Raw genomic sequence first — 20,831 nt, forward strand, 5'->3', positions numbered from 1 at the left:
TTGAGAAACGGCCGGGCCGACCCGTGTGGGCCGACCCGGACGTCAGGTGCTGCGGACTGCTCAGATCAGGTCGAAGCGGTCCAGGTCGGAGACCTTGGCCCAGGCAGCGACGAAGTCCTTCACGAACTTCTCCTTCGCGTCGTCGCTCGCGTAGACCTCGGCGAGCGCGCGGAGTTCGGAGTTCGAGCCGAAGACCAGGTCGGCACGGGTGCCGGTCCACTTGACCGCTCCGGAGGCGTCACGGGCCTCGAAGGTCTGCTGGTCCGAGGAGGTCGACGACCAAGTGGTGCCCAGGTCGAGCAGGTTGACGAAGAAGTCGTTCGTCAGCGTGCCGACCTTGTCGGTGAGGACACCGTGGGTGGACTGGCCCTGGTTGGCGCCCAGGACGCGCAGGCCGCCGACGAGGACGGTCAGCTCGGGGGCGGTCAGCGTGAGCAGGTTCGCCCGGTCGAGCAGCAGGTACTCGGCGGGCAGGCGGTTGCCCTTGCCGAGGTAGTTGCGGAAGCCGTCGGAGGTCGGCTCCAGCGCGGCGAACGACTCGGGGTCGGTGTGCTCCTCGGTCGCGTCGACACGGCCCGGCGTGAAGGGAACCTCCACGTCGACGCCGCCGTCCTTGGCGGCCTTCTCGACCGCGGCGGCACCGCCGAGGACGATCAGGTCGGCCAGGGAGACCTTCTTGGCACCGGAGTTGAACTCCTGCTGGATGCCTTCGAGGACCCGCAGCACCTGAGCGAGCTGGTCGGGGTCGTTGGCCTCCCAGCCGCGCTGCGGCTCCAGGCGGATGCGGGCACCGTTGGCGCCGCCGCGCCTGTCGCTGCCACGGAAGGTGGAGGCGGACGCCCACGCGGTGGACACGAGCTGCGAGACGGTCAGGCCCGAGGCGAGGATCTTCGCCTTGAGGGCCGTGACGTCGGCGGCGTCGATGGTCTCGCCCTCGGCCTGCGGCAGCGGGTCCTGCCACAGCAGGGTCTCGGACGGGACCTCCGGGCCGAGGTAGAGGGACTTCGGGCCCAGGTCGCGGTGGGTCAGCTTGTACCAGGCGCGGGCGAAGGCGTCCGCGAACTCGGCCGGGTTCTCGTGGAAGCGCTTCGAGATCTCACCGTAGATCGGGTCGAAGCGCAGCGAGAGGTCGGTGGTGAGCATCATCGGGAGCTTCTTCTTCGACGCGTCGTGCGCGTCGGGGATGACCGCCTGGGCGTCCTTGGCCACCCACTGGTTGGCGCCCGCGGGGCTCTGGGTCAGCTCCCACTCGTAGCCGAAGAGGATGTCGAAGAAGTCGTTGCTCCACTGGGTCGGCTTGGTGGTCCAGGTGACCTCGAGGCCGGAGGTGATGGCGTCGCCGCCCTTGCCGGTGCCGTAGGTGGACTTCCAGCCGAGGCCCTGCTGCTCCAGCGGGGCGGCCTCGGGGTCGTCGCCGACCGACTCGGCCGGACCGGCGCCGTGGGTCTTGCCGAAGGTGTGGCCACCGGCGATGAGGGCGACGGTCTCCTCGTCGTTCATCGCCATGCGACGGAAGGTCTCACGGATGTCGCGGGCCGCGGCCAGCGGGTCCGGGTTGCCGTTGGGGCCCTCGGGGTTGACGTAGATGAGGCCCATCTGGACGGCGCCGAGCGGGTTCTCCAGCTCGCGGTCGCCGGTGTAGCGCTGGTCGTCGAGCCAGGTGGTCTCGGGACCCCAGTACACGTCCTCGTCGGCCTCCCAGACGTCGGCGCGGCCGCCGCCGAAGCCGAAGGTCTCGAAGCCCATCGTCTCCAGCGCGACGTTGCCGGTGAGGATCATGAGGTCGGCCCAGGAGATGGACTGACCGTACTTCTTCTTGACGGGCCACAGCAGACGGCGGGCCTTGTCGAGGTTGCCGTTGTCCGGCCAGCTGTTCAGCGGGGCGAAGCGCTGCTGACCGCGGCCGCCACCGCCGCGGCCGTCGCTGATGCGGTAGGTGCCGGCGCTGTGCCAGGCCATACGGATCATCAGCGGGCCGTAGTTGCCGAAGTCCGCCGGCCACCAGTCCTGCGAGGTGGTGAGTACCTCGGCGATGTCCTGTTTGACGGCCGCGAGGTCGAGGGCCTCGAACGCCGCGGCATAGTCGAAGTCCGCGCCGAGCGGGTTCGCGACCACCGGGTCCTTGGCGAGGATCTTCAGGTTGAGGCGCTCGGGCCACCACTGACGGTTACCGCCGCCCTGGGTCGGGTGCGGGGCGCGTCCGTGCGCGACGGGGCAGCCCCCGGCATCCTCCGACTTCGCGTCCGTGACGATTGCGTCGTGGTTCTCAGACATGGGAATCCTTCCAAACGGGGTGGATCACGTGACTCAGGAACTGGGGGCAGCGGTACAGGTGGGGCACAGACCCCAGTAGATGACCTCGGCCTCGTCGATCGAGAAGCCGTGGTCGTCGGAGGCGGTCAGGCAGGGTGCCTCGCCGACCGCGCAGTCGACGTCGGCGACGACACCGCACGACCTGCACATGACGTGGTGGTGGTTGTCGCCGACGCGTCCTTCGAAGCGGGCGGGACTGCCGGCCGGTTCGATACGGCGTATGAGTCCGGCCGAGGTCAGCGCGTGGAGGGCGTCGTAGACGGCCTGGAGCGATATGTGTCCTACGCGGTCACGGACCCCGGCCGCGACCGCCTCGACATCGAGGTGGTCACCGTGCCTGACGGTCTCCAGCAGTGCGACGCGGGCTGCCGTCACCCGCAGGCCGACACCGCGCAGCTCCTCGGCGGTGGTCGGAGGCGGGGAAGCGGTCATGGCGCTCAACCTACAGCCATAAACACGAGTGATTCAAGAAAACAAACAGTTCAAGTTTGATGTCGTCCCGGGGTGGGCGATTTGGAGCGGTCCCAGGTGGTGGCGGTGACGCCACGTTCCCGCAATGCTGCCTTGCGGACTTTGCCGGTCCCGGTGAGCGGAAGCTCACGGACGGTGTCGATGTACGGGGCACCGCGAACGGGGGCAGCTCCTGCGCACAGTGGCGTACGAGGTTCCGGAGGTCCAGCACCTGCCCGGGCACGGGGACCACGGCAACCATGACCTCGTCCTCGGCCAGTTCCGAGGGCACGGGAAAGGCCGCCGCGTCCGCGACCGCCGGGTGCGCGCGGACGGCGGACTCCACCTCGTACGAGGAGACTTTCTCGCCGCGCCGCCGGATGACGTCCTTGGTCCGGTCGACGAACCGGAACCACCCGTCGGGCTCACGCACCACCGGTCGCCGGTGCGCCGCCACTCTCGGACCGGGCTCGGGCTCCCCCAAGTAGAGGGTGCAGAAGGCGAAACGGTGTGCGCTGCGGACGAGCAGCTCGCCGGGGACTCCGTCCGGCACGGGGTCGAGCAGTTCGTCGACCACGCGCGCGGCGAAGCCCTCGCGCACGGTGCCGACGTAGCCCGGGCGTTGCTCCTCGGGCGTGGACCCGATCACGAGGTTGGTCTCCGTCGACCCGCACCCGTCGACGAGCGTGACCCCGAAACGCTCGCGGAACGGCTCCCACGCGGATCCCGAAGTGGCCGGGGAGAGCCCGCGCCGGGCCCGGTGCGCGCGGTCGGCGGGGCCCGGCGGCTGCGCGAGCAGCACCGGCACCATCGCGCCCAGCAGATGGACGACGGCCGCCCCGGCCTGCGCCACTCGCCCCCAGTACCGCGACGCCGAGAACCGCTCGTCGATAACACAGCTCGCGCCGACCGCCATGGCGTGCGCCAGGGTGTTCAGCGCGTTGGTGTGGAAGAGCGGGAGGCAGGTGTACAGCACGTCGTCGGCGGTGAGGCGGAGCGAGTCGGAGACGTCGCGTCCCCACCAGACGGTCTGCGCGTGCGGGCACCGCACCCCGCGCACCGCCCCCGTGGCACCGGACGTGAACAGCACGAACGCGGTGCCGTCCGGCCACACTTGGGCCGCCGGTACGGCGGGCGCCATGCCGGGCGCGAGTACGTCGTCCCCGCCGGCGCCCCAGGCCGAGCAGATCTCCACGGCCGTGTCCCAGTCCTCGGCGTGCACGAGGTCCGGGTAGACGCCCTCGACCGTCGCGGGGACGTCCACGTCGATGCCGGCGAGGGCGAGGAAGGACGCGCCGCCGTTCTGGGCGATCGAGGCGCAGATCGGTCTGATCAGGCGGGCGTCGGCCTCGACGTCGTCGGTCACCTCGCAGAACGCGGACACGGTCACCGGCAGTTTCGCGGCGCTCCGGCCGGCCGCCTCGGCGCCCTCCCGTACCCGGGCCGCGGCGGCGGTCAGGGTGCGCGGTGAGACGCCGCTCCGTCAGCGATCTCCCCGGCGAGGCGCAGGTTCCGGGGACCGCTGTCCGCCAGGTGCAGCGGCACGGACGGCTGGGGGTCGCGGAGCCGGGAGCGGACCTTGCCCTCGAAGTCCCACTCGTGCCCGTCCAGCAGGGCGCGCAGCATGGTCAGCCCCTCGCGCAGTTCCGCCGAGCCGGTCTGCCGCAGACCGACCGGGGCGACGGAGCTGTTGCCCACGCCGAGGCGAGGGTGAACCTGCCGGGCGCGAGCTCGGCGACACTGCGCGCGGCCGACGCGACGACGGACGGGTGCCGGGTGGCCAGGTTGGTGACGGCGGTGCCGAGGCCGATCCGCTCGGTGGCGAAGGCCGCGGCGGTGAGGGTGGTGACCACGTCCCCGCCACAGCAACCGCGAGTCGGGGAACCACACTTGGTCGAAGCCGAGCTCCTCGGCCCGCCGTACGGTCCGGGCCACCCGGTCCGCGCGGTCGCAGGGCGGGACGCGCACGCCGATCCGCAGCGGTTCCTCGCCGACGCCCACCGGGTCGGCGCCCACCGATATGTCGCAGTTCATGAGAAGGACCCTAGGGACGAACGAGGGGCCGCCGAACAGCGGCGGTCCGCTGCCGGATTATGCGTCGGCGCTGCTGAATCCGATGACCGCGATCGGTTGGACGCGCGGGGCGGGCGCGGGCAGAGTTGGCGCGGTGAACCACATCGCAGATCCGGGGCGCTACGACAGCACGATGCGCTACCGCCGCACGGGCCGCTCGGGGCTCGACCTGCCCCTGCTGTCGCTGGGCTACTGGCACAACTTCGGTGACGACCGGCCGTTCGAGACACAGCGCGAGATCGCGCTGCGCGCCTTCGACCTCGGCATCACCCACCACGACCTGGCCAACAACTATGGCCCGCCCTACGGAGCCGCCGAGTCCAACTTCGGCCGGCTGCTGAAGCAGGACCTCGCGCCGTACCGGGACGAGCTGATCGTCTCCACCAAGGCCGGCTGGGACATGTGGCCCGGCCCCTACGGTCAGGGCGGCGGCTCCCGCAAGTACGTCCTGGCCTCCCTCGACCAGTCCCTGAAGCGGACCGGCCTCGACTACGTGGACATCTTCTACTCCCACCGACTCGACGCCGGCACCCCGCTCGAAGAGACCATGAACGCGCTGGACACCGCCGTCCGCCAGGGCAAGGCGCTCTACGTCGGTATCTCGTCCTACGACGCCGAGCGGTCCCGTCAGGCCGCCGCGATCCTCCGCGAGCTGGGCACACCGCTGCTCATCCACCAGCCGTCGTACAGCATGCTCAACCGGTGGATCGAGCACGACGGACTGCTCGACGCCGCGCGGGACGAGGGCTTCGGGGTCATCGGTTTCACGGCGCTGGCGCAGGGGCTGCTGACCGGGCGGTACCTGGACGGGATCCCGGAGGGGTCGCGGGCCGCACAGGGCACGTCGTTCGACGCGAGCTGGCTGACCGAGGACATGGTGCGCCGGCTGCGGGCGCTGAACGACATCGCGGCCAAGCGCGGTCAGACCCTGGCGCAGATGGCGCTCGCCTGGGCGCTGCGCGACGAGCGGGTCACCTCGCTCGTCATCGGCGCCTCCCGCACGGAGCAGCTCGAACAGAACGTGGCCGCGCTGGACAACCTCGACTTCGGCGACGAGGAGCTGGCCGAGATCGACTCGTACGCCGTCGACGGCGGGGTGGATCTGTGGCGGGACGCGCGGACTGGGAAACTCGGCTGAGTTCCAAGGTGCCGGGCGGCACCTGCCAGGACACAGCGGAGGCGTGGAGTACATGACAGTTGACGGCTCGGTGGAGAGCACGGACGGCACCGTCGGCGGCGAGGGGACCGTCCCGACCACGCAGGCGGTGCTGGAGTCCCTGACTCCCAGCGCGACCTTTCTCGTCGTCACCGTGGAGCCCGGCGGCGAGGAGGCCGCACGCGAACTCCTCGCAGATCTGGGCGGGTTGATCCGGTCCATCGGATTCCGCGCGCCGGACGGGCGGCTGAGCTGTGTGACCGGCATCGGGTCGGAGGCGTGGGACCGGCTGTTCGTCGGTCCGCGCCCCGCCGAGCTGCATCCGTTCCGCGAACTCACCGGCGCCCGTCACACGGCCGTCTCCACGCCGGGTGACCTGCTGTTCCACATCAAGGCCGTACGGGCCGATCTCTGCTTCGAGTTGGCCACCGAGATCATGGGCCGGCTCGGCGGCGCGGTCTCCGTGCGCGACGAGGTGTCCGGGTTCCAGTACTTCGACGTACGGGATCTGCTGGGCTTCGTCGACGGCACGGAGAACCCCGTCGGGGAGACGGCCCGCCGGGCGGTGGTGGTGGGCGGCGAGGACCCGGAGTTCGCGGGCGGCAGCTATGTGATCGTGCAGAAGTACGTCCACGACATGGCCGCCTGGAACGCGTTGACGGTCGAGCAGCAGGAACGGGCCGTCGGACGCACGAAGTTGACCAACATGGAGATGGACGACGACGTCAAACCGGCCGACTCGCACATCGCCCTCAACGTCATCACGGGCCCGGACGGCATCGAGCGGAAGATCCTGCGCGACAACATGCCGTTCGGCAGCGCGGCACAGGGCGAGTTCGGCACCTACTTCATCGGGTACGCCCGTACGCCCTCGGTCACCGAACAGATGCTGCGCAACATGTTCCTGGGCACCGACTCCGCCTCCCACGACCGCATCCTGGACTTCTCCACGGCCGTCACCGGGACTCTCTTCTTCGTGCCGTCCGCGGACTTCCTCGACGACCTGCCCGCCTCCCCCGGACAAGCAACTTAAGTGAACGGTTAACCAGCCGTTGACACCCCCGTCCGCCGGGCGCCCAATGAGGCCCGGACACGGCACCCGGCCGACCGGCCAACTGCCGTGCGAGACAGGGGGATTGCGGTATGCAGGTTCCCGCTCCGTTCGAGTACCAGCGGGTCGGCAGCGTGGGCGAGGCGGTCGCGCTGCTCGACCGGCTGGGCGACACGGCACGGCTGGTGGCCGGCGGGCACAGTCTGATCCCGATGATGAAGTTGCGGCTGGCCAACTTCGAGTACCTGATCGACATCAACGACCTGCACGACGAGCTGGGTTACGTCCGGGTCGAGCCCGGGCTGATCCGTATCGGCGCGATGACCCGGCACCGCGAACTGCTGGAGTCGGACGAACTCGCCGCCGCCTTCCCGGTGTTCCGTGACGCCGAGCGCGTCATCGCCGACCCCGTGGTGCGCAACCGGGGCACGCTCGGCGGCTCGCTGTGCCAGGCCGACCCGTCCGAGGACCTCTCCGCGGTGTGCACGACGCTCGACGCGAGCTGCGTGATCCAGGGCATGGACGGCGAACGGGTCGTGTCCATGGAGGACTTCCACCGGGGACCGTACGAGACCGCCGTCGGCGACGCCGAGATCCTCACCGAGGTCCGGTTCCCGGTCCGTCCGAACGGGTCGAGCGCGTACGAGAAGGTCGAACGGCGGGCCGGTGACTGGGCGGTGGTCTCGGCCGGTGCCGCGGTGTGGCTGGACGGCGACGGACTGATCACCGACGCCCGGGTCGGGCTCGCCGCCGTGGGACCCAACACGGCCGGCATCCCCGGCATCGCCGACGCCCTGCGCGGCCTGCGCCCGAGCGAGGAACTGTACGGACAGGCCGGGGACATCGCCGCCGAGGCCTGCTCCCCCGTGACCGACCGGCGCGGCAGCGCCGGGTACAAGCGCCATCTGGCACGGGAGTTGACCGTGCGCGTGCTGCGCCGGGCCGTGGCCCGCATCGACGGACAGGAGGTGTGATCGTGCAGGTGAGCATGGTCGTCAACGGCGAAGAGGTCACCCGGGAGATAGAGGGGCGGCTGCTGCTGGTCCACTTCCTGCGCGACCACCTCCGGCTGACCGGCACCCACTGGGGGTGCGACACCAGCAACTGCGGTACGTGCGTGGTGTGGTTGGACGGCGAACCGGTCAAGTCCTGCACCGTGCTTGCCGCGATGGCCGGCGGACACGAGGTGCGCACCGTCGAGGGACTCGAACAGCACGGTGAACTCGACCCGGTGCAGCGCGGGTTCGTCGAGTGCCACGGTCTGCAGTGCGGCTTCTGCACCCCCGGCATGATGATGACGGCGCGTGCGCTGCTGGACCGCAACCCCGATCCCTCCGACACGGAGATCCGGGAGGCGATCTCCGGCCAGATCTGCCGCTGCACCGGCTACGCGACCATCGTCCGCTCGATCCGGTGGGCGGCGGCCGAGGAGGCGGGCACCCGGACTTCCCTGGAACCTCAGACCACGTCGGCTTCTGCTTCGGGGAGCGCGTCATGACCGCCGTCTCCGAGAACGGCCACCGCACCGCGTTCGTCGACAACGACAAGAAGCCCTGCGGCCACGGCCGGATGCTGCGCAAGGAGGACCCGCGCTTCGTCCGCGGCAAGGGCCGCTACGTCGACGACCTCGACCTGCCCGGCATGCTCCATCTGGCGATCCTGCGCTCGCCGTTCGCCCACGCCCGCGTCCTCTCCGTCGACACCACGCTCGCCGAGGCCCACCCGAAGGTCCGCCTCGTCGTCACCGGCGCGATGCTCGCCGAGAAGGGCCTGGCGTGGATGCCGACCCTCTCGAACGACGTGCAGGCTGTCCTCGCCACCGACAAGGTCCGCTTCCAGGGCCAGGAGGTCGCCTTCGTCGTAGCCGAGGACCGCTACGCAGCCCGGGACGCGCTGGAGCTGATCGACGTCGAGTACGAGCCGCTGGACCCGGTGATCGACGTACGCACCGCCCTCTCCCCCGATGCGCCCGTCATCCGCGACGACCTGGAGGGCAAGGCCGACAACCACTGCTTCGACTGGGAGACCGGCGACGAGGCCGAGACCGAGGCGGCCTTCGCGCGTGCGGACGTCGTCGTCACCGAGGACATCGTGTACCCGCGTGTGCATCCGGCGCCGATGGAGACGTGCGGCGCGGTCGCGGACTACGACCAGGTCGACGGCCGCCTCACCCTCTGGTCCACCACCCAGGCCCCGCACGCCCACCGCACCCTCTACGCGATCGTCGCCGGGCTGCCGGAGCACAAGATCCGGGTCGTCTCCCCCGACATCGGCGGCGGCTTCGGCAACAAGGTGCCGATCTACCCCGGTTATGTGTGCGCGATCGTCGGCTCGCTGCTGACCGGCAAGCCGGTGAAGTGGATGGAGGACCGCGCGGAGAACCTCATCAGCACCGGCTTCGCCCGCGACTACGTGATGCGCGGCGAGATCGCGGCCACCCGCGACGGCAGGATCCTCGCCGTCCGCACCCAGGTCCTCGCCGACCACGGCGCGTTCAACGGCACGGCCGCCCCCGTGAAGTACCCGGCCGGCTTCTTCGGAGTCTTCACCGGCAGCTACGACATCGAGGCCGCCCACTGCAGGATGACCGCCGTCTACACCAACAAGGCGCCGGGCGGGGTCGCGTACGCCTGCTCCTTCCGCATCACCGAGGCGGTCTACCTGATCGAGCGGATCGTGGACTGCCTCGCCTACGAACTGGCCATGGACCCGGTCGAGTTGAGGATGAAGAACTTCATCCGTCCCGAGCAGTTCCCCTTCCGCACCAAGACGGGCTGGGTCTACGACTCCGGCAACTACGCGCCCACCATGGAACTCGCGAAGGAACTCGCCGGCTACGACGCGCTGCGCGTCGAGCAGGCCGAGAAGCGGGCCCGCGGTGAACTCATGGGCATCGGCGTCTCGTTCTTCACCGAGGCGGTCGGCGCGGGACCCCGCAAGGACATGGACATCCTCGGCCTCGGCATGGCCGACGGTTGCGAACTCCGGGTGCATCCGACAGGAAAGGCGGTCGTACGGCTCTCGGTCCAGTCGCAGGGGCAGGGGCACGAGACGACGTTCGCGCAGATCGTCGCCGAGGAACTCGGCATCCCGCCGCAGGACATCGACGTGGTTCACGGCGACACCGACCAGACCCCCTTCGGCCTCGGCACCTACGGCAGCCGCTCCACCCCCGTTTCGGGCGCCGCCGCCGCGCTGGTCGCCCGCAAGGTGCGGGACAAGGCCCGGCTGATCGCCTCCGGGATGCTGGAGGTGTCGGTCGCCGACCTGGAGTGGGAGAAGGGGTCCTTCCATGTCGCGGGCGACCCGGAGGCCTCCGTCACCATCCAGGACATCGCGATGCGGGCGCACGGCGCGGGCGACCTGCCCGAGGGCGTGGAGGGCGGGCTGGAGGCGCAGATCTGCTACAACCCGGAGAACCTCACCTATCCGCACGGCGCCTACATCTGCGTCGTCGACATCGACCCGGGGACGGCGAAGGTGACCGTCCGCCGCTTCGTCGCGGTCGACGACTGCGGCACCCGCATCAACCCGATGATCATCGAGGGACAGGTGCACGGCGGGCTCACCGACGGCGTCGGCATGGCACTCATGGAGATGATCTCCTTCGACGAGGACGGCAACTGCCTCAGCGGTTCGCTCATGGACTACCTGATCCCGACCTCGCTCGAAGTCCCCGACTGGGAGACCGGGTTCACCGTCACGCCGTCCCCGCACCACCCCATCGGCGCCAAGGGGGTCGGCGAGTCCGCGACGGTCGGCTCGCCGCCCGCGATCGTCAACGCGGTGGTCGACGCCCTGAAGCCGTACGGCATCCGGCACGCGGACATGCCGCTCACACCTTCGCGGGTGTGGGAGGCGATGCAGGGCCGACCGACTCCGCCGATCTGAAGGTGGCTGTGATGACCGGCAAGTTGAGTGCCCGCGCGCTCGAACTCACCGAGCGGCGCGTGCCGTTCGTCCACGCGCGCGTGGTGCGCGCTCAGGCACCCGCCTCGGCGCACCCGGGCGACGAGGCCATCGTCCACGGCGACGGCACCATCGACGGCTTCGTCGGCGGCCAGTGCGCCGAGGGCTCGGTGCGTACGGCCGCGCTCGGCGCCCTGCACGACGGCGGACCGCTGCTGCTGCGCGTCCTGCCGCAGGGGGACCCCGAGTTCCCCGAGGCACCCGGGGCGCGGGTCGTCGTCAACCCCTGTCTGTCCGGCGGCGCGTTGGAGATCTTCCTGGAGCCGGTGCTGCCGCCGCCGCTGATCGAGGTCGTCGGGACCACGCCGGTGGCGGAGGCATGCGTCGCGTTCGCCGCCCTCCTCGGTTACGCGACCGCACGCTCCCTGCCCGAAGGACCACCCAGCAACCACACGGCGGCGGTGATCGTGGCCGGGCAGGGCCGGGGCGACGCGGAGTCCCTGCGCGCCGCCCTCGACGCCGGGGTCGGTCACATCGCGCTGGTCGCCAGCCACCGCCGCGCCGCCGCCCTGCTCGACGAACTCGGCCTGACCGAGGCGGAACGGGCCCGCGTCCAGGCTCCGGCCGGGCTGGACATCGGCGCCCGTACGCCGCCCGAGATCGCGCTGTCGATCCTCGCGGACGTGGTGCGAGTCGTCCACGCGGCGAAGGCCACCGTGCCCGAGCAACCGCCCCAGGCCGTGGACCCGGTGTGCGGGATGACCGTGACCGTGCGCGCCGACACACCTCGTCTCACCACCGGGGACGGCGAGTTCTGGTTCTGCGGGACCGGCTGCCGGGACCGCTGGTCCACAGGTGCCTCGGGGTGAGCGGACTCTTCACGGACGCCGACGACGTACGGCGGAGGCTCGACGAGGTCGGCCACCTCGTCGACGACGGCACGGCGACCGCCCTCCTCCTCGCCACCCTGCTCGACCGGCCGCTGCTGCTGGAGGGCGAGCCCGGCGTGGGCAAGACCAGCGCCGCGAAGGCACTCGCCAAGGCCCTGGGCACCCCGCTGATCCGGCTCCAGTGCTATGAGGGGCTGACGGCCGGCGAGGCGCTGTACGAGTGGAACTACCAGCGCCAACTGCTCGCCGTCCGGCTCACCGAGGCGCACGGCCGGGAACTGTCCGACGCCGACCTGTTCAGCGAGGAGTTCCTGCTCGACCGGCCGCTGTTGCGGGCAGTGCGCCATCAAGGCCCGTTGCCGCCCGTGCTGTTGATCGACGAGATCGACCGGGCCGACGACGAGTTCGAGGCGCTGCTCTTCGAGTTCCTGGGGGAACGGTCCATCAGCGTCCCGGAGTTGGGCACCTTCACCGCTGTCCGGCCGCCCGTCGTGGTGCTCACCTCCAACCGCAGCCGGGAACTCCACGACGCGCTGCGCAGGCGCTGTCTCTACCACTGGATCGACTTCCCGACGCCCGAGCGCACGGTGGAGATCCTGCGCCGCACGGTACCGGCCGCGAACGAGCCACTGATCGCGTCCACGACCGAATTCATCGGCAGGGTGCGGGAGTTGGACCTCGACAAGGCGCCGGGCATGGCGGAGGCCATCGACTGGGTGTCCGCCCTGGCGGCCCTGCGGGTAGCCCGGCTGGCCCGCGACGACATCGTCCGCACGCTCAGCACGGTCGCCAAGAGCCCCGACGACCGCACCGCCGTCATCGGGGCCCTCGACACGCTCGGCTATCCCGAAGAAGCGAGGAGACCATGAAGATCGATAACGAGTTCAGCGTCGGTGTGCCGGTCGAGCGGGCGTGGCAGGCGCTCACCGATCTGGAGGCCCTCGCCCCGTGCATGCCCGGCGCCGAGCTCACCGGCGTCGACGGCGATGTGCACCGGGGCAAGGTCAGGGTCAAAGTCGGGCCCATGGTTAGCCAGTTCGCGGGGACGGCACGATTCGTGGAGCGGGACGAGGCCGCCCATCACGCCGTGATCAGCGCGGCCGGCAAGGACATGCGCGGGGGTGGCAACGCGTCCGCGACGGTCGACGCCCGACTGCGCGGGGAGGGCGCGGCCACGGTCGTGACGGTCAGCACGGATCTCAACATCAACGGCAGGCTGGCCCAGTTCGGCAGCGGCATGATCAAGGAGATCTCGGAGAAGCTGTTCGCGCAGTTCGTGGCGAACGTGGAGACGCAGCTGCTGGCGACGCAGGACCAACCGGCCGAAGAAGCAGGGGCCGAGGCGGAACCGGCCTCCGTGGCACCGCCATTGGCGGTGGCCGAGCCGCTGAACCTGATGCAGGTGGCCGGCTCGTCCGTGTACAAACGGCTGATCCCCGCCGTGGTCGCGGCCGTCGTCGTCGCCCTGGTGGTCTATCTGCTGGTCCGATGAGGCCGGACGGTCGGCTGCTGCCCGCCGTCGACCGGGCCGCCTTCGCCACCGCGCTGGCCGCCCGGCTCAGGGAGCACGGCGTGCCGGTGGGCCCGACCGCCGCCCGGGACTTCGTGCTCGCGCTCGCAGCGACCCCGCCCGGAACGCGGACCTCGCTGTACTGGACGGCCCGCGTCACCCTCGTACGCAACCAACCCGAACTGGGCCGCTTCGACGAGGTCTTCGACGCGGTCTTCGGGCAGTCGGTGCTCGCGCTCGGCCCGAACGCGCGCCGCAATGGGCACGACGCGGGGGCCGGCGGACGGGACGGGGCGCGTGCCGACGCCCTCGCCGGCACCCCCGCCGACGGTGCCGGTCTGCCGTGGATGACCCTGCCGCCCGCCGTGGACACCGCCGAACACCGAGCGGACCACGCCCTGACCGTGCCCGAGCGCCTGCCGAGCGATCTGGCGGCCGAGGTGGACACACCGTTCGGTGAACTCTCCCCGGAGCAGGCCGAGTTGCTCGGCCATTGGCTGGAGTCGCGGCTGGGCGAGTGGCCCGTGCGCCGTACCCGGCGCCTCGCCGTGCGGACCGGTGGTCATCGGGTGGCGGTCCGGGAGACGGTGGCCCGGGCCCGGCGCACCGGCTGGGAGCCCGTACGGCTGGTCCGGGCGGGACCGGTGGACCGGCCGCGGCACGTCGTGGTGCTGTGCGACGTGAGCCGGTCGATGCAGGCGCAGGCGGTGGCGTATCTGTATCTGATGCGGGCCCTGGCACTGACGACCCGTGCCGAGGTCTTCGCGTTCGCCACGTCGTTGACCCGGCTCACGCCGGTGCTCGCGCACCGCTCGGCACGGGAGGCCTTCGACGAGGCGTCGGAGCGGGTCACCGACCGGTTCGGCGGCACCCGCATCGCCCACTGCCTGGGCACGCTGCTCGCCTCGCACCACGGCAGCACCCTGCGCGGGGCAGTCGTACTGATCGCCTCGGACGGCTGGGACGGCGATCCGCCGCCCAGCCTGGCCACGGCCATGGCCAGGCTGGGCCGCCGCGCCCACACGGTGATCTGGCTCAACCCCCGGGCCGCCGCCCCCGGCTTCGCACCCCGCACGACGACGATGACGGCGGCCCTGCCGTACATCGACCTGCTGCTGCCGGCCGACAGCTTCGGCGCACTGCTGCGGGTGCCGGACGAGATCGCAAAACTCGGGAGGCGGAAGCGCGCCTGAGGGGCGCGGGGCCGTATCGACAGCGGCTGCGCCGTGTGGGCGCGACCAGCCTCCACGGGCCCGCAGACGAAGGACCGAATCCTCAACTCCACAAAGTCACATGAATCGCCGGCCGAAACCGCCCCGCCGTAACCCCCGCACCCCGCAGCATCGCCTGTGTGGCCCGCGGCGTAGTGACGAAGCGCCGCAACTCCGCGGCGGCGGGCGGCGCTTCGCGGTCGGGCAGGGTGAGCAGGTTCCAGGAGCCGCGGGCCGGGAGTTGCGGACCGGCCAGTTGACGGAGGTCGCCTTGGGCGAGGTCCTTCGTCACCGCGAAGGCGACCGCGAGAGCAACTCCTTTGCCGCGCTTGGCCTCGTCGACCGAGGCGGCATGGCTCTGGAAGATCCGCTGGTTGTGTTCGGGAATGCCCAGCCGACGCAGTACCGACGGCACCAGGCCCGTCCGCCCGACCGCCGAGGGGCCCAACAGCCAGGTCTGGCCGCGGAGTTCGGCGGCACCGGCACTCGCCGCGGTCGCCAGCGGATGGTCGGGCCCCACGACTGCGACGACCTGGTAGTTGAGGAAGTGCGTGCAGGTCAGCGAGTCGTCGAGGGTGGCGGGGCGGGGTCCCACGGCCACGTCGACGGAGCGGGTGAGCAGCAGGGAGGCGAACTTCTGCGGGCTGTGCACGCTCAGTTCGACGTCGAGGTCGTCGGCGCGTCCTGCGAACAGTTCGATCAGACCGGGCGCGGCATGTTCGGCGAACAGGCTCGACGCGGCGACGCGCAGCAGCCGTCGGCCGGAGCCGGCCTGTTTCACCTCAAGGATCGTCCGGTCCTGGAGTCCCAGCAGTTCGGCGGCCCGGCTGGCCAGCCGCAGCCCGCCGGGGGTGAACGCGAGCCCGTTGGCCGTGCGGGCGAAGAGCTTGTCGCCGAGTTCTCTGCGCAGATGCGCGATGTGGATCGACACGGCCGACTCCGTCACGGCGAGATCGGCCGCGGCGGCCTTCACTGAACCGAGGCGGACGGTCGCCGCGAAGGCCCGAAGCTGTGCCGGGGTCAACCAGAACCTCCCGCACTCACCCACGGGTGCCCGTCCACCTGTGCCGTGGACCTCAAATTAGCGCACCTGTTCGCCGAGAGCCATGGTCGCGTCGCGAGCGGCACGAACACAGGAAAAGCACAGGCAGGAGAGTTCAGCGGTGCGCCAAAGCCCGTACACCGCAAGGGTGTTGACGTGCACACACCGGCCTGCGAAGGTCTGGACCTGGCGCAGCCAGCAGCGCCCCCCACCGCCAAGAACTGGAGTCGGCGTGCCCGAACTGACACCCCCCACCGACAGCCCCGCGAGAGCCGCGAGGCCCCGGACGCGCACCCGGCGCCTCCGCCGCTCCGCCGTCGTCACCGTCCTCGGTGCGCTGGCCCTCGTGGTCGGCCAGGCCACGGCCGCCCAGGCCGCCGTACTGCAGGCGCTCCCGCAGAACGCCGACGGCCTGGAGCAGACCTTCTCCCCGGCCTACGACTACGACGGCGACGGCTGCTACGCCACCGCCGCCATCGGTCTGGACGGCACCGTCAACCCCGGGCTGAAGCTCGGCGGCGACGTCAACGGGCACTGCCACGACCTCGCCCAGCTGAACAACTCCAACACGTACTCCCGCGAGAAGTGCAACAACGACTGGTGCGCGGTGATGTACGCCAGTTACTTCGAGAAGGACCAGGTCACCCTGGGCCCGGCGGCGATCGGTCACACCCACGACTGGGAGCACGTCGTGGTGTGGATCAAGGACAACACGGTCCAGTACGTGTCGGTGTCGCAGCACTCCGCCTACCAGGTGTCGGCGGCCTCGGGGGTGCGCTTCGACGGCACACACCCCAAGATCGTCTACCACAAGGACGGCATCGGCTCGCACGACTTCCGCTTCGCCAACACGAACGACGAGCCCCCGGAGAACGCCACCGGCGGCTGGTTCTACCCGCGTCTGGTGGGCTGGAACGGCTACCCGGCCGGCCTCAAGGACAAGCTCCTGGCCGCCGACTTCGGTTCGGCCACGCTGAAGATCAGGGACAGCGACTTCAACTACGCCCTGTCCATCGCGAAGCCGTCCGGCATCTCGTTCGACCCGAACGCGTGATGCCGGCCCGGCCTCGGAATCGTGGTTACGGACGGGTCTCGTAGCGCGGTTTCGGGGCCGGGTGGATGTTCTGGTTCAGGCGGAAGACGTTGTCCGGGTCGCGCTCGGCCTTGATGCGGGCCAGGCGCTCGTAGTTGCCGCGGTAGCTGGCCCGGACACGTTCCTGTCCCTCGTCCATCATCATGTTCACGTAGGCGCCGCCCGCCGAGTACGGGTGCAGGGCCTCCTGGTAGTCGACGGTCCACCTCTTGATGAGGCCGGCGTTCGCGGGGTGCCTGTCGACCCCGGCGAAGACGGACGCCCAGCGTGCGTCGCGGTAGGCCCACGGGGTCTCGTCGTTTCCGACGTCGTGAGCCGCACCGTCGATCGGGTAGAGGTGCATCGTCGACTGCGGGGTGGGGACCTCGGCGCCGAACTTGGCGTGGAGCTGCACTGCCTCGTCGGAGATCTCGTCGACGAAGTCGGCACGCCAGTACCACTGGTCGCCGGGCGGGTAGAGCCCGTCGAACATGCCCTGCATGTCGGGGTGTTGCATGGGTCCGGCCGCGTGCAGCAGCGGTGCGGGCAGTGCGTCGAGCAGCGGGGCCATCTCGCGTGCGGCGGCCTCGGTGTCGCCGCCGGTGTAGCACCAGACGACGCCGGCCGTCTTGCGCAGCTGGATCTCCTCGGGGAACGGCGGGGCGGGCGGCACGCTGCCGTAGAGGAAGAAGGCGCTCAGCTCGCGGGGTGCGTTCGGGAGGAAGTCCCGGTAGGCGGTGAGGACTTCGGCGCTGATCTCGACCGGCCAGAAGGTGGGGCCGGCGACGACCGTGCTGATCTCGTGCAGGCGGAACAGGAACGAGGTGACGACGCCGAAGTTGCCGCCGCCGCCTCGAACCGCCCAGAACAGGTCGGTGTTCTCGTCGGCGCTCGCCCGGACCTGACTGCCGTCGGCGAGCACGAGCTCCGCCTCCAGCAGGTTGTCGATGGTCAGCCCGCACTTGCGGGTGAGGTGACCGAGCCCGCCGCCGGTGGCGATGCCGCCGACGCCGGTGGTGGAGATGATGCCGCTGGGGGTGGCGAGTCCGTACACGTTGGTGGCACGGTCCACCTCGCCCCAGACGCAGCCGCCGCCGACCCGGACCGTGCGGGCCTCGGGGTCCACGTGGATGTCCTTGAGCGGGGAGAGGTCGGCGACCACTCCCCCGTCGACGGTGCCGAGTCCGGCGCCGTGGTGGCCGCCGCCGCGCACCGCGAGGGGCAGGTCGTGGGCGCGCGCGAAGGCGATTACGCGGGCCACGGCGTCCGCGTCGGCACAGCGCGCGACGAGCGCGGGCCGTTTGTCGATCATCGCGTTGTAGACGACGCGGGCCTCGGGATAGGCGGCGTCGTCCGGGCCGATCAACTCCCCCGTGAAGTTCGTCAGTTCACGTCGAGCGGCCTGTACGGCTGTGCTGGACATGCGGTCCCCCGTTTCGTGGTGCGCTGGATGTCCCGCATGTTCTATGCCGCCCCGGAATGTGCGGGCATCCGTGCCGGTCACCCAGCTCGGGGCCGCCGGGTACCTACGTTTCGCCGCCCGGGAGCAGGCCCAGCTCCGTGGCGCGGGCCGCGGCCTGCCGTCGGGTGGGCGCGCCCAGCTTCTCCAGTACGGCCCGCACGTGGTTGTCGACGGTACGGACGGACACCACGAGGCGGCCTGCGATCTCCGGGTTGGTCAGGCCGTCCACGAGGAGTCGTACGACCTGGAGTTGGCGTTCCGTGAGGCCGGCCGGGTTGCCCCGGGTCGTCGTGTGCGGGCCGCGTGGGATGCGGCGGACTCCGAGGTCGCGCAGTTCGGTGCGCACGAGTCGGGCGAGGGGTTCGGCGCCGAGTGCGTCGAGTTCGGTGAGCGCGGTGAGTTTGTCGACGGGGTCGGGACTCTCGGCAAGCGCTGCGGCGTGTTCGTAAGGGCAGCCGGCCTGCCGCCACAGGTCCGCGGCCCGCTTCCACTCCCCGGCCGCCTGCAGCGCGTACGGATGGTCCCTGTCGCCGACGGGCACCGCGAGCCCCGCCTTGGTGAGCCAGTAGCCGAGTTCGGCCCGATAGGGCCCGTAGTCGAGCCGCCCGGCCTGCGCGTGGACCGGCGCCGCCGCCCCGGCCGCCGCCGCGTGATCGCCGCGCAGCCACGCCGCCTCCGCCCGTGCGGCGGCCACCGGTCCGGTGCGCTGCAGCTCCTGGGTCCGTACGGCGATCTCCCAGGCCTGGTCGAGGAGTTCACCGGCGCCGGGCCTGCCGCGGCGGACCCGCACGCGGGCCAGGACGGTCAGCGCGGGACAGCGGGCCGGTACGAACTCGTGCATCCCGTACTCGGCGTGCCGCTCGGCGTCCTCCCAGTCGGCGGCGGCGAGCCGGCGCATGGCCTGTTCGACGTGCAGGTAGTTGAGGAACCCCAAGTGCTCGGCGCGGTCGGCGAGTTCCATGGCCGGGGGCAGGAAGCGGTCGGCCTCCGCGTACTGGAGGTTGTCGAGGAGGGTCCAGATGATGTTGGCGTAGGACCGGCAGGCGTGCTCGACCTCGCCGGCGGCCAGCGCCACCGCGAGGCTCTCCTCCAACTGCCGTCGCCCGTCCGGGTCTCCGCTGCGCCAGCGGGTCGTGCCCACGTTGTTGAGGGCGTGCGCCAGGATCGCCGGGTCGTCGGCGCGGCGGGCCAGGGCGATGGCGCGCTCGCCGTGAACGAGGGCTTCGGCGTACCGGTCGGACAGCATTCGCAGTTGCGCGGTGTTGCTGTGCGCGAGCGCCAACAGGCGGTCGTCACCGGAGGGTTCGAGGACGGCGATGGCCTCGCGCGCCGCGTCCTGCGCCTCCTCCGCGTGGCCCGCCCACCAGTGGATGCGGGACAGCCAGCGCAGATCGGCGCCGAGCGCGAGGGTGTCGCCGAGGGAGCGGCGCAGGGTCACGGCCTCACGCTGGGCGGCGACGGCCTCGACGGAGTCGGCGAGGGTGTAGCACTCCACCGCGTAGCGTTCGAGCAGGTCGGCGAGTTCGGCGGGGCTGTAGCGGTGCCGCTGTCGCAGCACGAGCCGCAGATGGGCGGCGGCCTCGCGGTGGGCGCCCGCCTCCGTGGCGTCGCGGGCCGCGTCGGGGCCGTAGCGGGCGATGGCGTCCTGGTCGCCGGCCCGGGCCGCGTGGTGGACGATGCGGGCCGGGTCGGAGCCGGGCCGGGCCACGAGCGCGGTGAGCACCCGTCGGTCGAGGTCGATGCGGCGGGCCGCGGGCAGTGAGTCGGCGACGGCCCGGCGGATCAACTCGTGCCGGAACGCGACCCGTTCGGGGGTGACCGTGAGTAGTCCGCGCTGCTCGGCGGCGGCCAGCCCGGCCACGCCGCCCGCCAACAGCGTGTCCACGAGGGTGCGTTCGACGGCGGAGGGCACCACGGCGAGCTGCTCCAGCGCGTCGACGCTGCGGCCGTCGAGTCCGCGCAGCCGGGCGAGCACCGCGTCGACGACCGTCGGGGGCACTGTCCCGGTGCCGCCGGCCGCGAGGATCTCGGTGACGAAGAAGGGGTTGCCGGAGGTCACCTCGTACACCTGGGCCGGGTCGAGCGGGCTGGCCGAACTGAGCGTGCGCACGGCCGACTTGGAGAGGCGGGCGAGCGGCAGCCGGTGCACTCGGTCCACACGGGACACCTGCCCGAGGAGGTGGCGCAAGGGGTGCTCGCGGCTCAACTCGTCGTCCCGGTAGGTGAGAACGAGTACGGCGGGCAGCTGTGCCATCCGCCGGACCAGAAAGCGCAGTGCGTCCAGCGAGGCCTCGTCGGCCCAGTGGACGTCCTCCACGACGAGCACCGCCGGATGCGGTACGCCGGAAAGCTCACCTTGCAGGGCTTCGTAGACGCGGTGGCGGTCGCCGCCCTCCATGACGGCCCGGGCGAGTTCGGCGCCGACGCTGCCGATGAGGTCGCGGAACGGGCCGAGGGGGCGGCGGGTGACGAGGTCGTCGCACTGGCCCAGGAGGATGCGGGTGTGCGGCGGCAGCCGCTCGGGCATGGCCTTGACCAGGCTCGACTTGCCGATGCCGGCCTCGCCGAAGACGAGCGCGACGGATCCGGCCCCGTCCGCCGCCTCATGCGCGGCCGCGGCCAGTCGCGCCAGCTCGGGCTCGCGCTCGAGGATCCCCCAATCCACGTCTCCGATTCTGCCACTCGCGGGGAA

The 20,831-nt window shown here is 71.2% G+C and carries 18 protein-coding genes; 10 read left to right on the forward strand and 8 right to left on the reverse strand.

Features of this window, described 5'->3' with window-relative positions; genetic code table 11:
• Positions 1-60 precede the first annotated feature (60 nt).
• From katG to AB0I51_RS30110, 5 genes are all read right to left on the reverse strand, one after another.
• Entirely contained in the window at positions 61-2,274 is a 2,214-nt protein-coding gene (katG, locus tag AB0I51_RS30090; protein ID WP_362980458.1) for a catalase/peroxidase HPI, read from the reverse strand.
• A 33-nt stretch (positions 2,275-2,307) separates the two neighbouring features.
• Positions 2,308-2,745 carry a Fur family transcriptional regulator gene (locus AB0I51_RS30095; RefSeq protein WP_362980460.1) on the reverse strand — a complete coding sequence of 146 codons (438 nt, stop codon included), beginning with the start codon at positions 2,743-2,745 and terminating at the stop codon, positions 2,308-2,310.
• 10 nt (positions 2,746-2,755) lie between these two features.
• On the reverse strand, positions 2,756-4,153 hold the full coding sequence (locus AB0I51_RS30100) for an AMP-binding protein (protein WP_362980462.1): 1,398 nt from the start codon (positions 4,151-4,153) through the stop codon (positions 2,756-2,758).
• A 65-nt stretch (positions 4,154-4,218) separates the two neighbouring features.
• Complete coding sequence (locus AB0I51_RS30105; protein ID WP_362980464.1) at positions 4,219-4,461, reverse strand: LLM class flavin-dependent oxidoreductase; 243 nt, start codon at positions 4,459-4,461, stop codon at positions 4,219-4,221.
• Positions 4,392-4,616 (reverse strand): LLM class flavin-dependent oxidoreductase, encoded by a 225-nt coding sequence (locus AB0I51_RS30110; protein WP_362980466.1) that lies wholly within the window; start codon positions 4,614-4,616, stop codon positions 4,392-4,394. The genes AB0I51_RS30105 and AB0I51_RS30110 overlap by 70 nt, the downstream gene beginning before the upstream one ends.
• Before the next feature lie 314 nt (positions 4,617-4,930).
• On the opposite strand from AB0I51_RS30110, the gene mgrA reads away from it, so the two are divergent.
• From mgrA to AB0I51_RS30155, 9 genes are all read left to right on the forward strand, one after another.
• Positions 4,931-5,974 carry an L-glyceraldehyde 3-phosphate reductase gene (mgrA, locus tag AB0I51_RS30115; RefSeq protein ID WP_362980468.1) on the forward strand — a complete coding sequence of 348 codons (1,044 nt, stop codon included), beginning with the start codon at positions 4,931-4,933 and terminating at the stop codon, positions 5,972-5,974.
• A 52-nt stretch (positions 5,975-6,026) separates the two neighbouring features.
• The gene (locus AB0I51_RS30120) at positions 6,027-7,025 is read left to right on the forward strand and encodes a Dyp-type peroxidase (protein ID WP_362980470.1); all 999 of its coding nucleotides are present in this window, start codon (positions 6,027-6,029) and stop codon (positions 7,023-7,025) included.
• A 110-nt stretch (positions 7,026-7,135) separates the two neighbouring features.
• Positions 7,136-8,017 (forward strand): xanthine dehydrogenase family protein subunit M, encoded by an 882-nt coding sequence (locus tag AB0I51_RS30125; RefSeq protein ID WP_362980472.1) that lies wholly within the window; start codon positions 7,136-7,138, stop codon positions 8,015-8,017.
• 2 nt (positions 8,018-8,019) lie between these two features.
• Positions 8,020-8,541, forward strand: coding sequence for a (2Fe-2S)-binding protein (locus AB0I51_RS30130; protein ID WP_362980474.1), 522 nt, complete (start codon positions 8,020-8,022; stop codon positions 8,539-8,541).
• Positions 8,538-10,934: an aerobic carbon-monoxide dehydrogenase large subunit gene (locus AB0I51_RS30135; protein ID WP_362980476.1), complete on the forward strand. Its 2,397-nt coding sequence runs from the start codon at positions 8,538-8,540 to the stop codon at positions 10,932-10,934. Before AB0I51_RS30130 ends, AB0I51_RS30135 begins: the two co-directional genes overlap by 4 nt.
• An 11-nt stretch (positions 10,935-10,945) precedes the next feature.
• Positions 10,946-11,821 (forward strand): XdhC family protein, encoded by an 876-nt coding sequence (locus AB0I51_RS30140; RefSeq protein WP_362980478.1) that lies wholly within the window; start codon positions 10,946-10,948, stop codon positions 11,819-11,821.
• Complete coding sequence (locus AB0I51_RS30145; RefSeq protein ID WP_362980480.1) at positions 11,818-12,711, forward strand: MoxR family ATPase; 894 nt, start codon at positions 11,818-11,820, stop codon at positions 12,709-12,711. Before AB0I51_RS30140 ends, AB0I51_RS30145 begins: the two co-directional genes overlap by 4 nt.
• On the forward strand, positions 12,708-13,334 hold the full coding sequence (locus AB0I51_RS30150) for an SRPBCC family protein (protein ID WP_362980482.1): 627 nt from the start codon (positions 12,708-12,710) through the stop codon (positions 13,332-13,334). The genes AB0I51_RS30145 and AB0I51_RS30150 overlap by 4 nt, the downstream gene beginning before the upstream one ends.
• Positions 13,331-14,545: a VWA domain-containing protein gene (locus AB0I51_RS30155; protein WP_362980484.1), complete on the forward strand. Its 1,215-nt coding sequence runs from the start codon at positions 13,331-13,333 to the stop codon at positions 14,543-14,545. The genes AB0I51_RS30150 and AB0I51_RS30155 overlap by 4 nt, the downstream gene beginning before the upstream one ends.
• An 82-nt stretch (positions 14,546-14,627) precedes the next feature.
• On the opposite strand, the gene AB0I51_RS30160 is transcribed toward AB0I51_RS30155, so the two are convergent.
• Positions 14,628-15,587 (reverse strand): LysR family transcriptional regulator, encoded by a 960-nt coding sequence (locus AB0I51_RS30160; RefSeq protein ID WP_362980486.1) that lies wholly within the window; start codon positions 15,585-15,587, stop codon positions 14,628-14,630.
• A 355-nt stretch (positions 15,588-15,942) separates the two neighbouring features.
• Between AB0I51_RS30160 and AB0I51_RS30165 the strand changes: the two genes are divergently transcribed.
• On the forward strand, positions 15,943-16,659 hold the full coding sequence (locus tag AB0I51_RS30165; RefSeq protein ID WP_362980628.1) for an NPP1 family protein: 717 nt from the start codon (positions 15,943-15,945) through the stop codon (positions 16,657-16,659).
• 25 nt (positions 16,660-16,684) lie between these two features.
• Here the strand turns inward: AB0I51_RS30165 and AB0I51_RS30170 are convergent, their stop codons facing one another.
• Both AB0I51_RS30170 and AB0I51_RS30175 read right to left on the reverse strand, forming a co-directional pair.
• A complete protein-coding gene (locus AB0I51_RS30170; RefSeq protein ID WP_362980488.1) occupies positions 16,685-18,100 on the reverse strand; it encodes an FAD-binding oxidoreductase in 1,416 nt (471 codons plus the stop codon).
• A gap of 103 nt (positions 18,101-18,203) precedes the next feature.
• Complete coding sequence (locus AB0I51_RS30175; RefSeq protein ID WP_362980490.1) at positions 18,204-20,804, reverse strand: AAA family ATPase; 2,601 nt, start codon at positions 20,802-20,804, stop codon at positions 18,204-18,206.
• Between the last annotated feature and the right edge of the window lie 27 nt (positions 20,805-20,831).

It is taken from the genome of Streptomyces sp. NPDC050549 (genome assembly GCF_040655035.1).
GTDB lineage: Bacteria > Actinomycetota > Actinomycetes > Streptomycetales > Streptomycetaceae > Streptomyces.

What these genes read in the sequence shown, in the direction of transcription:
- AB0I51_RS30140 (WP_362980478.1), top strand. Translation starts at nt 10,946, where the DNA reads ATGACCGGCAAGTTGAGTGCCCGCGCGCTCGAACTCACCGAGCGGCGC.
- AB0I51_RS30170 (WP_362980488.1), bottom strand. Translation starts at nt 18,100, where the DNA reads ATGTCCAGCACAGCCGTACAGGCCGCTCGACGTGAACTGACGAACTTC.
- AB0I51_RS30150 (WP_362980482.1), top strand. Translation starts at nt 12,708, where the DNA reads ATGAAGATCGATAACGAGTTCAGCGTCGGTGTGCCGGTCGAGCGGGCG.
- AB0I51_RS30120 (WP_362980470.1), top strand. Translation starts at nt 6,027, where the DNA reads ATGACAGTTGACGGCTCGGTGGAGAGCACGGACGGCACCGTCGGCGGC.
- katG (WP_362980458.1), bottom strand. Translation starts at nt 2,274, where the DNA reads ATGTCTGAGAACCACGACGCAATCGTCACGGACGCGAAGTCGGAGGAT.
- AB0I51_RS30135 (WP_362980476.1), top strand. Translation starts at nt 8,538, where the DNA reads ATGACCGCCGTCTCCGAGAACGGCCACCGCACCGCGTTCGTCGACAAC.
- AB0I51_RS30125 (WP_362980472.1), top strand. Translation starts at nt 7,136, where the DNA reads ATGCAGGTTCCCGCTCCGTTCGAGTACCAGCGGGTCGGCAGCGTGGGC.
- AB0I51_RS30095 (WP_362980460.1), bottom strand. Translation starts at nt 2,745, where the DNA reads ATGACCGCTTCCCCGCCTCCGACCACCGCCGAGGAGCTGCGCGGTGTC.
- AB0I51_RS30155 (WP_362980484.1), top strand. Translation starts at nt 13,331, where the DNA reads ATGAGGCCGGACGGTCGGCTGCTGCCCGCCGTCGACCGGGCCGCCTTC.